This window comes from Microcoleus sp. Pol12B4 (genome assembly GCF_036701385.1).
In the GTDB taxonomy this organism is placed as follows: domain Bacteria; phylum Cyanobacteriota; class Cyanobacteriia; order Cyanobacteriales; family Microcoleaceae; genus Microcoleus.
Window position 1 is genome coordinate 1 of sequence record NZ_JAUBQR010000164.1, and the last position, 14,769, is coordinate 14,769.

Genomic DNA, 14,769 nt, shown 5'->3' on the forward strand with positions numbered 1-14,769 from the left:
TTTATGGCTCTGGTTAATCAAAGAAATACCCAGGAGTTATCAAGCTGTGTACTCTTTAGTTAAAGGAGAATTAAAAATTGGAGTTTAGACTAAGCACAAATTTACTCAGCGTTAGCTGAGTAGAAATTGTGTTGATTTTAGAGAGAGATTCCCAGGTTAACTAATCGATTTTGGTGATTTTTGGAACCGACCTTTACCTTTTTTGACCACAGGATAGCGACATCTTGGAATGCGAGGTTTTCCTGTTTGCCATCCATCTGAATTTCCTCGTCGTTTGGGAGCAACAGCCGGACTTCCCATCTTGATTAAAAGTGGAAGCATTGATTGTACAACCCTTCCCGGCGTCAATTCAGGCAGAGATTTTTGCCAGGGCAAACGAATTTCTGTGACTAGATATTTAGCTAACCATAATTGCCAGGTGAGTAAAGGCATCAAATCGCTCCATCGTTCGCACTGTTCTGGTGTGCTGAGCTTCGGCACAGTCCAATGTAAGGTTTGTTTAGCTAACCGATACCAATGTTCGAGGGCGAAGCGGCGCAGATACACTTGCCAAATTTCAGCTAGAGATGGCATTTGGATACCAACCCAAACTAACCACAAAGGTTGACTATTTAATCGACCTGTTACAGTTTCTAAACGTTCGACTAGAATCAGAGTCGTTGGATGTTTGGGATTACCTCGAAAATGCAAGTCATCCCATTTTTTTAACCGGATTTTTCCGAGTTTGGACTCTACAGATTCCAGAGTTTGTTCTGGTTCCCACCAGCTCTGAGAGTCGTTCAGTCTAAACTGTTGACCGTGAATTTTTGGCCGTCCTTTACCACTATAGGCTGGGGGTGTTGACCACAAGCAACGATTAGAACGAATACGCATTAGTTTATCAGCAGCGATCGCAGCGGTGGCTTTCACCAGAGAGGCACACCCATACTCGCTGTCAAATAGAGCGAGCGGTCTATTCTGAAGATATTGACATACTCGTGCCAATTGTTGAGCGCCAAAACTAATCGGGTTGTCCCAACTCGTAATACGTTCGTGTCTTAACGGCAGCGCCCAACTGCCACTACTTTCAGGTATCAGGGCGATCGTACTATATCCTTGACCGATACCAACAGGTATACCGTGGGGTAAGGCTGTGGGTTGATGTTCATAGGTGCGTTCTTTGAGGGTACGTGCATGGGGTCTTAACCATACTGTATGATCGATCGCTAATACTGGACGTTCTACCTCTGACATCTGCTGGATATATAGTTGCATCAATTGGTCTCGGTCTGGTCTACAGTCTTGTAGTGCTTCATAGACACTCGACCACTGACGCCGAAACCAGGGATTTAGGGCTAAATCTCCTAAGCATGAGATGTGGCGGGTCGTCATCACTGCATCTGCTAGTTCAAAGGTGGCATCTTTAGCGTTGCCGAGGCATTGATAAGCAAGTTGACGAAATTCTCGTAATTGTTCTAACTTCATGGCAGGTAGATTTGAGATTTTTAGCTGAATTCTCAATTTTCTACCCGCTCTGCTGTCTGTTGAAACTATCGCAGGCAGTTTTTTTTTAGAAAGCATCCGCAACCTCAAAGAGAACCTCAACGGTCGCTGGCACCGATCTTATGGTTGAGTCTCATATAGCAACCGCCAAGGCGGTTAGGACGCAAAACGTAAGACATTCTCGATCGCCAGAACGTAAACAATCAAACTGATCTAGTTGTTTGCGGATGCGACTTTTTAACCAAGACTCTTCTTTGCTCTATTTTGTTAAGGTCTGGGGAATAGGGGGGCAAGTACAGTAATTGACAGCCTGCATCCTCAATCAGTTGAGAGATACGTCCTCCTTTATGGAACGTGGCATTATCCATGACTAAAACCTGTCCAGCTTTGAGGGAGGGAAGCAAACAATTTTCTAGCCACGTCTCAAATACTGTGCGATTGCAGGCTCCTTCAATAGTAAAGGGAGCTATTAAGGTTTGGTTACAAAGCGCACGAGCGATCGTATTTACTCTACCCTCACGCCGGCCCGATTTGAGTGCATGGAAACGCTGCCCTCTTTCATTCCAACCATAATCGTACTGAGCTCGGCTATCCATCCCAGACTCATCTAGGTAAACAATCTGAGCGGTCGCTACACTCGACAAATGAGCTATAAACGCCTTGCGTTTGACTTCATCCGGTTCGCGGTAGCCATAAGTCTTTTTTTTCGAGTAAAACCAATTTTCTTTAAAGCCCGTGAAATTGTGCGCTCACTAATTTCCCCCTCCCAAAGTGAGGCCATCTCCACTTGGGTTTTATCCCCATGAGTTTTGGCTTGCCTCGCGAAATTTTTCCCAGTCGGTGATTTTATGACCATTACCGGGAGGCTCGTTGGTTAAGGCTTGAAAGTCCCCTGTTTCGGCTTGCCGCTTCAACCATAAGCCAATAGTGTTGCGACTAATACTGAATAGAACACCAGATCCACTAATCTTCAAGCCATCAAGCTTGATAGCTTGGATTACCTTCTGACGAAGGTCATAGCTGTAGGCTTTGGACATGGGTTTTGCGATCGCACGGCAATTCGGACTACTTACAGTTTATGCCATAACCGCCTTGGCGGTTGCTATACATAACCGTGTTTTGTAGGGGCAATCCCCCGTGGTTGCCCCTCTCCAGGGAATTATTCATATCTCTGTTCTCTTCATCTGCGTGAATCAGCGTCAATCCTTTGTCATCTGGGGTTAATACATTCTCTTTTTTTTAACCGCAGATAAGGGCAGACAAACACAGATTAACGCAGATTAATTAGATCAATTCCGGTTGCAAGATAGGTAATTGTTGACTGTTGACTGGATTTTACGACCGACGATGCTAACGGATTTGATATAACTTCCTAAATATTCCTTACAGTCGATTAATTGATATGTTGGAGATCATATAGAAAAAATGGCGTTGCATAATAAAAGTATGAATTTAGGCTAGGAGGGTGAAGAAGAGAAAAACTCTTTGTTATTCTCACTCCCAACAAATTCTACAACATTCAATTCGTTTACTAATTCACGCTTCTCACATTCGAGGACTTCCCATTCTATATTTAATTAATCATTGAGATACCCTGGTTTGAAAGTTATTCAACCTGGCTTCGTCAGCGGTGATAGCCAAATCATATCAAATCTGTTGGCCTCGCAATTATTCATCTCTCTTTTCCCTTTCTCTGTATTCTCTGTGCCCTCTGCGGTTTAATCATTCCGATACAACCGGAATTGAACTCAGACATCTATTCACCAACGCCTATTTTATTACCGGATTAAAAATTGTTTTCGCCTACCATTTAAATCTTTTGAATATCAACTCTCGTCTCTTTTCCGGCACTTCTGCCATTCTCTCTACAAAATTTTACATTTTTCAAAAATTGTGCCGTCATTGTAGGGGCGGATTCACAACAATATCAGACCAAAACCAACAATGTCAAAAACCCACCCCCACCAACGGTAAATACTGTTAGTTAACTGTGACGCAGCGGAATTTCTATCTGAATTTTAGTGCCTTTGCCAGGTTCAGAAAAACACTTGAACTCTCCTTTGTGCTGCTCTACAATTATCCGATAGCTGAGAGAAAGTCCCGCTGATATGGGTGGTTCCGCAGGTGTTGCTGCCAAAAAGGGATCTGAAATTTGGGCGGTGATATCTTTACTATGGGCGATGTCGTTATCAGCAATCTCAATAGAAATTCGCTGAGCATCCACCACCTGAGTGGTAATCAAAATCACAGGCTTAAATTTGATGGATTCCAACTCTTCCAACTCTTGAGCCGACTCTTCCAAAACATCGATCGCGTGATTGATGATATTCAGAAAAGCTTGATTGAGCAGACCTGCATAACACTCAATTTGTGGCAAATTGCCGAATTCTTTCATCACCTTGATGTCTCGCCTTCCCTCGCGCGCCGGCAAGCGGTGCTGTAACAACAACAGAGTATTTTCTAAACCGTCGGAAACATCGAATAACTGCCAGCCCGCTCGATCGCTGCGGGAAAAATCCTGTAGCGACAAGATTATTTGGCGGATGCGATCGCTCCCGGTACGCATGGAACTCACAATTTTCAATAAATCGTCGAGTACGAATTCCACATCCATATCTTGTTGTTTTTGCAGGATTTCCTCTCCAGGAGTGACTAGCTCTTTTTGATACAATCGCAGCAGTTGAATTAAATCGGTCGCGTAGCTTTGAACGTGAGTTAGATTGCTGTAAATAAAAGTAATTGGGTTGTTAATTTCGTGGGCTATCCCAGACACCAGTTCGCCCAAACTAGACATTTTTTCATTTTGCAGCATTCGATCGCGCGACAGATCCAATTCTTGCTGGGTTAACTGCAACCGCCCCCTCAACTCGTGCGATCGCTTAGACGCGCGCACCCGCGCCAATAATTCCTGCTTAACTATCGGTTTAAACAGAAAATCGTCAAAGGACGCATCCAATTCTTGAATTTCATCAAATTGCTCCGGTGTTGTCAGCAGAATAAAATAGGCTGCCGCCAATTCTCGATCGGCTTTCACCAGCCGGCACACCTCCAAAAAGTTGATTTGAGGCGAAGTCCCGTCGCAAATGATCGCATCGGGGGACAATTCCTTCGCCAAGTCTAAACCCTTCTTATCGTCGGGGACGACTCTCACCTGATGTCCCTCTTGGCTGAGTAACTCTTGGACAACTTGAAAAGTCACAGTATCCGCGATGATCGCCAGAATCTTTGCCATACTTCTACCACCTCCACAAATTACTTTTTAGGATACAACCGTCAGAATTGCGCTGACAGATTTAAAATTCCAAAATAGTTCAATTCCATCAAAAAACACCCCATCCCCGCTCCCTCAAAACCCAAAATAGCTAATACCATTTTAGATTTTATATTTTAGAGGAAGAAATTGGGAATGACTTACTGTATAATAGTTGGGAGCTTGCCTAAAGTTGCATATTGTTTGGGGACTGGTATCACGAGAATGTATAATTTTAGACGGGTAATGCAAAAATGCAAATTTTGTCCTTCGTAATTAATGTTACATCAGAGCTTTCGGCCGAAAGACTGCTGAGGGCGATCGCAGATACTTTCTCAAATTGCGCCAGGAAACAATAAAAAACTTTAAAATCAATTAATAGTATCGTTAAATTCACCTTCTCGGTCAGCGCCTGAGAATGCCAATTACCAACACCACCTCAACTTTGATTCAAGCCGAAACACTAGAACTATTAGAATGGCCGCGCCTGTGTCAGCACTTGGCTACCTTCGCGGCCACAAAACTCGGCGTAGCCGCCGCCCTCGACCTCGAAATCCCGGCAACTCAAGCTCAAACAGCAGAACTCAAGGCCCAAACTCAGGAAGCTTATCAGTTAGAGAGCCGCGCTGGCGGTGCTTTGAGTTTTGAAGGAATCCAAGATATCGGCACTTCTCTGCAACGAGCCGAACTCCAAGGTTTGCTCAGCGGCGAAGAATTGCTGGCAATTGCTACTACCCTCGCCGGAGCAAGGCAATTGCGCCGGGTAATTGACTCTCAGGCAGATGTGCCGACGCTCAAAGAACTGGCATCCCAATTGCGGACTTATCCCGAACTAGAGCAAGAAATCCACCGCTGTATAGACGATCGCGCTCAAGTAGCAGACAGAGCCACTCCTAAATTAGCAGGAATTAGAGTTCAAATGCGACAGTTGCGCGATCGCATTTATCAAATATTGCAGGGGATTTTGCAGCGCCAATCCAACGCCGTACAAGAACAGCTAATTACCCAAAGAAGCGGACGCTTTGTCATTCCCGTCAAAGCCCCCCAAAAAGATGCCATACCGGGCATCGTTCACGACTCCTCGGCCAGCGGCGCGACACTGTACGTTGAGCCCCACAGCACAGTCAATCTTAACAACCAAATGCGGCAGTTGCTCCGGCAAGAACAAGCCGAAGAAGAAGCAGTCCGCCGCGCCCTCACCGAGCAAGTCGCAGCAGTAAAACCCGATTTAGACAGATTGGTGGTTGTAGTTACAACTTTAGATTTAGCGGCCGCTAAAGCGCGTTATAGTTATTGGCTGCAAGCAAATCCGCCGAAATTTATCGAATTGGGAGAGCCAGAATTAGCACCAAAAAATCCCGAAAAAGAAGATGAGGAAAAAGAAGATGAGGAAAACTCAGAAAACAGTCAATTATTAATTCGCAACCTGCGATCGCAAATTACCCTGCGCCAGTTGCGACATCCTTTATTAGTTTGGCAGCAACAGCACGAGCAAGGCTTTCCAGTCGTGCCGGTCGATTTAACGATCGGGCCGCACATCCGCGTCGTCGCCATCACTGGCCCCAACACTGGCGGCAAAACTGTCACCCTCAAAACCTTGGGATTGGCAGCTTTAATGGCGAAAGCAGGAATGTTTGTTGCGGCCCGCGAACCCGTAGAATTGCCTTGGTTCGACAATATTTTGGCCGATATTGGTGACGAACAATCTTTGCAGCAAAGTTTGTCAACTTTCTCCGGCCATATCCGTCGCATCAGCCGCATTTTAGAAGTTTTACAGAATAAATCGCAGGCTGAAGGGGAAGAAAATTCAAACCTTCCAATTACTAATTCCCAACAGCAAGAGGAAGAAGTCACAGATACACAGAACAGTGTTTCTCCTCTCCCAATCCTCAAACCTAAATTACAAATTCCCACACCCCAAATCCCAATTACCAATTCCCAATTATCAATTCCCAAATCTTTAGTTTTGTTAGACGAAGTAGGAGCGGGGACAGACCCATCAGAAGGCAGTGCATTGGCGATCGCCCTGTTGCAATACCTCGCCCAACATTCCCTATTAACAGTTGCAACTACGCACTTTGGCGAACTCAAAGCCCTCAAATATCAAGACTCCCGCTTTGAAAATGCCTCAGTAGAATTTGACGACAATTCCATGCAGCCAACCTATCGCTTGCTGTGGGGAATTCCCGGACGTTCCAACGCCCTCACCATTGCCAAAAGACTCGGTTTGCTAGCATCTATAGTCGATGAAGCTCAAACCTATGTCGGGGGAGCCTCTCAAGATGTTAATCAAGTGATTGCCGGACTCGAAGCACAGCGCCGGAAACAGGAAACCAAGGCCAGAGAAGCAACTCAACTGCTACACCAAACCGAAAAACTGCACAGAGAAGTTTCTCAAAAAGCAGCCGCTTTGCAAGAGCGGGAGCGAGAACTCAAAATAGCTCAGGAAGTGGCAGTAAATGAGGCGATAGGGTCGGCAAAATCAGAAATTGCTCAAATCATTCGTCGCTTGCAGTCGGGCAACCAGACGGCTCAAAATGCCCAACAAGCGACAGATACTTTAAATCAAATTTCTGAAAAACATCTGCCCTCTCGGCAACAACCGGCTAAACCCAAACCGAGTTTTATGCCGAAAGTGGGCGATCGCATCCGCATTCCCAGCTTGGGCCAAACCGCCGAAGTCCTCAGCGGTCCCGATGCTAACGAAGAGTTGAGCGTTCGGTTTGGGATTATGAAAATGAGTGTCAAACTGGGAGAAATTGAATCCCTCGACGGTCAAAAACCGGAAACTAAAGCTCAATTAGCCAAGGTAGCAGCCCAAGCACAAGCACTCGCTACGGCTAAAGCTAAGCAAGCAGCGGCGGAACCTGCAAAACCCAATCCCGAAATTGCCATTCGCACTGCTAATAATTCGATCGACCTACGGGGTGCGAGAGTCTCAGACGCAGAAATCGAAATAGACAGAGCTCTTTCCAAAGCCGTGGAATACGGAGTCCTGTGGATAATTCACGGCAAAGGTACGGGACAGTTGCGGCGCGGGGTTCACGAGTTCCTCGCGAATCACCCGCAGGTTTCCCGCTTTGAGCTCGCCAGTCAAAAAGAAGGAGGTGCAGGTGTGACGGTGGTTTATTTGAAATAGTCAGGATTTACGCATTTCCGGTTGACTCGTAATTATATAGTTGTATGCCGCAAAACAAATCGCAAGGAACATATCATACTGATGCAACCGGAATGGATACTATACTGCAAATGTGGAATAATTAAGAGTTGCTTTCCAACTTTAGTAACTGCCTGACTAATGAAAAAAACTCCCTCAAATGAAGTTTTGGTGGGCGACTGTCGTGAAGTGATGAAGACATTGCCAGAGAATTATATTTCTGCGTGTATCACTGACCCACCTTATAATTATGAATTTATTGGTCATAAATGGGATGACTCAGAAATTCAAAGGCGTATTGAAAGAGTCAATGGCAAGGGAAATAAAACCCTTGTTAAAAACATTCCCTATGGCAGTGGTTTAGCAGGCGGAGTCAGAAACCAAAAATGGTATCAAAGGAATCGCAACAACACTCTGGATTATGAAAAGTGGTGCTTTGAGTGGGGTGAGCAGCTTTTTCGGATCTGCAAACCGGGTGCGACAGTTTTAGTTTTCAACAGCACACGAACGGTTGCTCACGTACAAGTAGCCCTTGAAAGTGCTGGTTTCTATGCGAGAGATATTCTTGTTTATAAAAGATCGAGTGGTATTCCTAAAGGTGTCAATATCAAACAACAGTTAGAGAAGAAAGGATATGAAAATTCTGAACAATGGGATGGTTGGCACAGTTGTCTGAGGAACGAATGGGAAGCAATCTGCGTACTTCAAAAACCACTGGTTAATAATTACTTGGAAACTCTACAGGAGTATGGTACTGGTCTATTTTATACTAAAGATCAGTTCGGTGGTTTTCAGTCAAATATTTTAGAAGGTATACAGCGTGAGAAAACCGAGGAGTTTAACGTCCATTGTACAGTTAAACCAATCGCTCTAATGAGAAAGCTGGTCGAAATATTTGTACCGCGTTTGGAAAATTCTATTCTAATCGATCCTTTCGCAGGATCGGGAACCACATTGCTGGCGGCGCAAGAATTTGGCATTAGGTATGTGGGCATTGAAATTGTACCTGACTACATAGAGATTATCAACAAGCGCCTTGATAGTTTCAGCGGTATACAGGGAATTCTCCCACTTTTTCAATAAGAAATGACTTTAAATCAAACCCGCTTATTGTTTGTATAAACTCAAACGAATCTTCCCCAGTGTAAACTTTCCAAGTCCCTACTTGGCACGCTGTAATAGCTGCGGGCAAATTATCTTGTCTAAGGATTAAAAATATGGGTTCGTAATTATATGTACGAAGTAGTGGGCCATAAGATTTGAATTTTTTCAGTGTTCCAGAATCTCCTGAGCCAATACGATATTTTGTATCTATCGCGTACCCATCAACAATCAGATCGCACGGCTCATCGCTTCCCACTTTAAATGCTGGCTGAAAACTACTGCAATATGCTTTGCACGTTTCAGTTGGGGAGTCAGAAGGAGTTGACCTATATCCTATATCTGCGGTATTGTTAGACTACATTCATTATTGTACCGTAATTGCGATACGATTATAAGATAGTGTTCAATTTTTGGACAACTTTTTTACATTTTTTATTCATGATGCTAAAATAGAGATGTTTGTTACTTCATGGGGTGGTGCAGCAAGGTTAGCACGCTTCGGTTTTCCGAAGAGACGTGGGTTCAATTCCCATCCCCCCCACTTACATTCATTATATTTTACGATCGTCGTTATAAAGTGAATACGATTACTCGTGATACAATTTTTTCGCTTGAAACAGAGAATGTCAGTAAAGGTTTTTATGGGCATCGTAAGCAACTTTTGCGTGTTCTTAACAATGCCCTTTTAAAAGGCGAACAACCAGTTCTAATTACTTTAACTTTTTCCTACGTATTGCTGTTTGCAGCATGGTCTGAAGCTCAGTTCATGCAAGTAATACATACACCCGATACTTTATCAGATTCGCAGGTAAATAGTATAAAGGACGCTAAGAATCGACTGGGTATGGGTGAGGGATGGAAAGCTTTAATCAAATGTGCTTTTGCAAAAGTTCCTGGAGATGATGTACAGGTTCGAGAAAAAGAAGCTCGTCTAATTAAGGTTATTGAAGAATGTATAATTCCCAATTCCTTACTGAGGAATAAGATTGCGCATGGTCAATGGTCTGTTGCGCTAAATAGAGAACACACTGCACAGAATGCTGATCTAACAAACCAATTAAACGAATTAGATTATGTAAAGATCGACTTGTTGTTTCAAATTCAACAAGTTATTGGATTTATTGTGCGAGATTTGTTGCAGTCTCCTGATAGTGGTCATTTTCGATTTTTCTGGCAGCATGATACAAAGTTGCAGGAATTGTTAAGTAAAAGAAGTTCTTGGAATATCGATTCAAAACTAGCTACTCTCCGAAATCGCAAGAAAAATGTTTCATGTGTAAAGAATGGTACGTAGAAATCTCTCTGATAATAAGCTTCAGGTTAACAATGCGCTCGCACCAGGCCGCCCAATTATAGTGGTTTTGAGCGGAGCCAGTCTGCGGCTGGTGAAGCGCGACGTTATACTGCTCAATCCTAAGTAGGCACTAGAGTGTGGGTACAGTAGAATATTTTGACAAAAAGAACGAAATATATATTATGTAGGGCGAAGCATGAGGGCGACAGTAGATCGCGGCGATCGCCAACCATTTTTTGTCCTTATGCAACGCCGGGCTAAGGTCTAAATCAACATACATACTATGCCGCTTGTGTCAACTCCCAATACCGAACCGACGCCCTAGCTTGCGTCCCCAATATTGCCTATTTTATTTTTTTCTTATGGGAGAGATACCAAACACATCCCTTAAAATATCGTGTTCTTCATTCTCTTCTGCATAAACTTTTTCGATAAATGAATTTTGGTATCTTGCTAAAATTTGCTCTAGTTTTCTTTCAGTCCTCATCAGTTACCAGTTCAGCTAAACTAACAGATAATGCCTTGGCTATTTTGCTGGCATTAAGCAGCGTTATATTCCTTTCTCCTCGTTCAACGGAGCCAATATAGGTACGATGTAATTCAGATAGTTCTGCAAGCCGATCTTGGGAAAGATTTCTGAGCTTTCTGAAATGTCTAACTTTTTTACCAAATTGCTCCGTAATATCCATAGATTGCGCCAGATTAAGCAATGACAACTATAATCTCACAGACTATAAGTAGCGACAGACTATAAGTAGCATTCGAGAGCGCTAGGATCTTTGCATTGATATAAGTCCCGATAGTTTCAAAGCACTGATTTGATTTCGGTCACTCTGCGGGGTAGGATGGTTAGAAGTAAAAATCTATGGGTTTTGCGGATTGTGATCGATCGAACTTGAAGCGGCAACTTTTCACCCACAACTCCGTCCAGCAATTAGGATTGCCGGAATCAAAGCAACGAGCTATGGAGACAAATTAACAGATGTGCTGTTGCCCACAGGCCGCAAAGCTTTTATCACTGCATACTGTTTGATATCCTGCCTCAACCTGTCTTAATTTCCCGTGCTGAAGCCATGCGCTCGACCGTAAAGCCCTCCGCTCCCACAAACGAAACGGGCCAATCTCCCAACTGGGAAGAATTGACCCGAAAAGCACCAGAACCTACCCAGTTGGACAACATTAAAGCCCAACTGGATTTAGTGCTGTTAGCCCTAGAAGCACTGGCAGAAATTGGCTCAGAGGCGATGCTCAAGGTAGCAGCCGAACTGAATTTAGAGCCAATGGTAGCCGATCGGGTAGCTTTGTGGCGGCTGCGCCAATCTAACCCGCTGCGGAAAGGCCACGGAGGGCGCAAAAAACTAGATGTGGAGGAAGCTCGATCGCTCGTTTTGATAAGCTGTCATTTGGCAAAACAGCACCAAGCTTTAATCCGCCGCGCTGTTGCTTTGCTCGAACAAATGGCAGAGCAAAACCGCGAACCTCACACCATCGCTTTGCTGGGAGATTATATTGACAGGTTCAGCAACACTTATGCCGATCGCATGGAAGATGCAGACAATTTATCGGCCCGAGAACTGACTGATTTGGCGCTCAAACTCCTGATCGATTTGCTATTTTACAGCAGTCCCGGCGGCCACCGCCGCCTCTGGCTGGCACTTCTAGACCGCGCTAAGCATTAAACTACGGTCAACAGTCAACAGTCAACAGTCAACAGACTTTCTGCTATGGTTCTCAAACGGTACACGCCCCCCACTTGCACGCTGGAAATTACAGCCAAAAGTTCGCCTCTATCTCGCTGGGCGGGCCAACCGGTGTTTAAATATTTAAGTTTCGAGCTGCGACTCGACGACCCCAGGCTGCCAGATACCCAACACGTTACTCTCAGGGGCGATCGAATTCAACTAGAAACCCTCCACGAAGCTGTCAGCAACTACGTCCAAAACTTGCTCGGCGCATCCCGCGATTGGGAAAGCAACCTCAACTCTCAAACCGGCCGTATCCCTGCGGGTTCAGACTCGCCAGAAGCCGCGCGTAATGCCGTCATATTCGATCGATCCGTCAACAGTTCCGAACTAGCAACTTCCAACCCCTACTCTCTCCCAACTTCCTACCTTCCGGTTCCCCCCCGCTTAGAACCCCGCGGCTTGCTTGCCCACAACTTGTTTTTAGGCTCTTTGAGCGCCGCAGAATCGGGGCCAGTAGTTCCCTTGAGCACCCTGCAACTGTTTGACTTGGCCACAGCACTGGATGACTGCGCCGCCGAAGTGATGGCGCTTCCCAACCTCAACCGCGAGCCCCGACGGCCGCTGTCCTCACCCTGGCTCAAGGTGGCAGCAATGATGGTCGCCAGCGCGGGCCTGACGACAGGAATTATCAAAATGCTCGATCGGGCCGCCACCTCCCCGCAAACCGCCTCAGCCCCCGATCCAGGAAACCCCCAGTTAGCTGCCGGCGTCTCCCCCAGTCCTGTTGCCGCCCTACCGACACCCCCAGCACCCACACCCGCCGCCACGCCCACTTTACCGCCCCTGCCACCCCCGCCCATCAACACCGCCGCCTCCCCCAGCCCCAGCTTGCCCCCCATCGCTCTCGCCCCAACTCCCCCCACCAACAAACCCAGCCCCATCCAGCAGCCAGCCCTGCTATTTCCCCCCAACGGCAGCGCAGCCAGCGCCCCACAGAGCGCCCCAGCTTTCCCTCAAGGGCAAACAATCACTATTCCCGCCCCCGAAGAACCGCCCATTTCCGCCCCCCAAGCACCCGCACCAGTGCCCTACGTGCTGCCCCCCCTACCGCCGAGACTAGCTCCCGCCGTACCGCCCCCCCTGCCGCCCTCGCTGTCGGCTTCTCGATTTCCCGTTCCCCCGCCGCAGCCCTTCCCCAGCCCCATCGAGCCGATTGTCCCCCCCGCCAGTACCGAACTCCCGCCCCTTGAGGACGCTCAACCAACCACCGAGTCCGAGGACAACAACCAGGCTGCGGCGAGCCAAAAAAACCGCACTTTATTTGATACAATTCCTCAAGTTTCAGAAGCTAGAACTTACTTTGAGGAACGCTGGAAGCCTCCAGAAGGAATGGAACAAACTTTGGAATACAGCGTGCTGATCGATGAAAATGGGTCAGTTCAAAGTATTGTGCCGATGGGAAAAGCAGCAGCAGATTATATCGAGCAAGCTAATATGCCATTAGTCGGCGAGCCGTTTGTTTCTGCCGTTTCTAATGGCAAAAACCCGAAAATTAGAGTTGTTTTGCGACCAAGCGGTCGAGTACAAACCTTTTTGGAAGAGAGTGATTGAAGGCTCTCAAACAAATTGTCCAGATAGGAAATCCCGGTAAATTGCTAATGTTAAACAATTTCAAAAAAAATTAAATTTTCACTGCGGCTGCTGCCGCCAGCGTATTGACAGTTGCTCCCGTTTGTAGTATATAAATCTCTTAACCTGTGGGGGCAGAGTCACCAGTAAAAAAAGTTGCTGACACTCGTCAACAGGTTCGCATTCTGCACTCTAGAAACTTCCTTCTTCCTTCTTCCTGACATCCGTTACATCTTGTACAGTGCTCGTTGCCGAACTTCCTTCTATATCATCAATGCCCTTTTGTTCTATCCCAAACTTCTCCAATCCAATAAAAAATTGCAATCCCGCAAAAACTATATAAAAAATCTTCAATACTAGCAGTACGATTTGGTAAAATGGCTTGCAGCATTTCTTCTGCCGCAGTGAACATAGTAAAAATTGCGGGCCCGAAAGGAATTGAATAATTAAACAAATTCATCTTTTTTTGACCAGTTGCCCTATGGCACAAAAAAGATGCTATTCCGTACAAAATAAAGTGGCCGAGTTTGTCATAAGGCGGATGAGCGAGAGAAAAGTTGACTAATTTCCCCGTACCTGCTAAAAGCATAATACTGAGAAGAATTAAAACGTACACAAAACAAGCAACTATCCAGAAATTTTTTGAGAACTTCATCTTTTTTTGCCGATACCCACTAGGGAAGAATTAATTACGTGCCGCCCCAAAATAAAAACAAATCTTTAATTGCGTATTGTATTTGTAGGCGTATGCCTAGGAGTAGCAGCAGCTCAAATTTAATGGGTTTTCACTGTCAAAACTTGCGGTGGCGACGCATCGGGCGGATAAATAAAATCCACTTCTACAAGTCGCTTTTCTCCGGATTTCATCTCTAGTTTTACCAAAGGTTCCCCCTGCTGTCCCCGCCGCTGCACTAAATGCACGTAGCGAGTTTGAGGCACTTTATTTTCATCAGTATAGCGCACTCGAACCGTCCCCCTAAAAAAAATTTGAGGTGCCGGAGGTTCTAAAAAACTAAGTCCTCCTGAAGTTAATTTGTCTGTCTTAATTGGAGTTTGAATTGCGACAGTGACAGTTTGATTGTTGCTGGTAGAATTGTACAGTGGCAAGCTGAGACTGTATTGAATTCCGTAATTGCCGTGGGCGCGGTATGCTGTATCTGGGTAGCGG

General features: G+C 45.6%; 10 protein-coding genes, 1 tRNA gene and 1 pseudogene. 6 read left to right on the top strand and 6 right to left on the bottom strand.

Annotated elements, in window-relative coordinates; genetic code table 11:
• Positions 1-156: 156 nt before the first annotated feature.
• The 3 genes and pseudogenes from QUA38_RS20600 to QUA38_RS20610 all read right to left on the bottom strand — a co-directional run bounded on the left by QUA38_RS20600 (position 157) and on the right by QUA38_RS20610 (position 4,714).
• Entirely contained in the window at positions 157-1,464 is a 1,308-nt protein-coding gene (locus tag QUA38_RS20600; RefSeq protein ID WP_333164988.1) for an NF041680 family putative transposase, read from the bottom strand.
• 174 nt (positions 1,465-1,638) lie between these two features.
• Positions 1,639-2,519, bottom strand: a pseudogene (locus QUA38_RS20605) (IS630 family transposase).
• A 947-nt stretch (positions 2,520-3,466) separates the two neighbouring features.
• On the bottom strand, positions 3,467-4,714 hold the full coding sequence (locus tag QUA38_RS20610) for a response regulator (RefSeq protein ID WP_333164991.1): 1,248 nt from the start codon (positions 4,712-4,714) through the stop codon (positions 3,467-3,469).
• Positions 4,715-5,177: 463 nt separating this feature from the next.
• Here QUA38_RS20610 and QUA38_RS20615 point away from each other — a divergent pair, with 463 nt between their 5' ends.
• From QUA38_RS20615 to QUA38_RS20630, 4 genes are all read left to right on the top strand, one after another.
• Positions 5,178-7,871 carry an endonuclease MutS2 gene (locus tag QUA38_RS20615; protein WP_333165009.1) on the top strand — a complete coding sequence of 898 codons (2,694 nt, stop codon included), beginning with the start codon at positions 5,178-5,180 and terminating at the stop codon, positions 7,869-7,871.
• 159 nt (positions 7,872-8,030) lie between these two features.
• Complete coding sequence (locus QUA38_RS20620; RefSeq protein ID WP_333164994.1) at positions 8,031-8,972, top strand: site-specific DNA-methyltransferase; 942 nt, start codon at positions 8,031-8,033, stop codon at positions 8,970-8,972.
• A gap of 492 nt (positions 8,973-9,464) precedes the next feature.
• A tRNA-OTHER gene (locus QUA38_RS20625) sits at positions 9,465-9,534 on the top strand.
• A gap of 36 nt (positions 9,535-9,570) precedes the next feature.
• On the top strand, positions 9,571-10,287 hold the full coding sequence (locus QUA38_RS20630) for a hypothetical protein (RefSeq protein ID WP_333164996.1): 717 nt from the start codon (positions 9,571-9,573) through the stop codon (positions 10,285-10,287).
• 476 nt (positions 10,288-10,763) lie between these two features.
• Here QUA38_RS20630 and QUA38_RS20635 read toward each other — a convergent pair whose 3' ends face one another.
• The gene (locus QUA38_RS20635) at positions 10,764-10,976 is read right to left on the bottom strand and encodes a helix-turn-helix transcriptional regulator (protein WP_333164998.1); all 213 of its coding nucleotides are present in this window, start codon (positions 10,974-10,976) and stop codon (positions 10,764-10,766) included.
• 384 nt (positions 10,977-11,360) lie between these two features.
• On the opposite strand from QUA38_RS20635, the gene QUA38_RS20640 reads away from it, so the two are divergent.
• Together QUA38_RS20640 and QUA38_RS20645 are read left to right on the top strand one after the other, a co-directional pair.
• Positions 11,361-11,966, top strand: coding sequence for a DUF3038 domain-containing protein (locus QUA38_RS20640; RefSeq protein ID WP_333165000.1), 606 nt, complete (start codon positions 11,361-11,363; stop codon positions 11,964-11,966).
• Positions 11,967-12,011: 45 nt separating this feature from the next.
• Positions 12,012-13,583, top strand: a complete 1,572-nt coding sequence (locus tag QUA38_RS20645; protein WP_333165002.1) for a DUF4335 domain-containing protein — start codon at positions 12,012-12,014, stop codon at positions 13,581-13,583.
• 289 nt (positions 13,584-13,872) lie between these two features.
• Here the strand turns inward: QUA38_RS20645 and QUA38_RS20650 are convergent, their stop codons facing one another.
• On the bottom strand, positions 13,873-14,256 hold the full coding sequence (locus QUA38_RS20650; protein ID WP_333165005.1) for a VanZ family protein: 384 nt from the start codon (positions 14,254-14,256) through the stop codon (positions 13,873-13,875).
• 119 nt (positions 14,257-14,375) lie between these two features.
• Positions 14,376-14,769 (bottom strand): DUF3370 family protein (locus tag QUA38_RS20655; protein WP_333165007.1); only part of this gene is annotated, 394 nt, incomplete at its 5' end.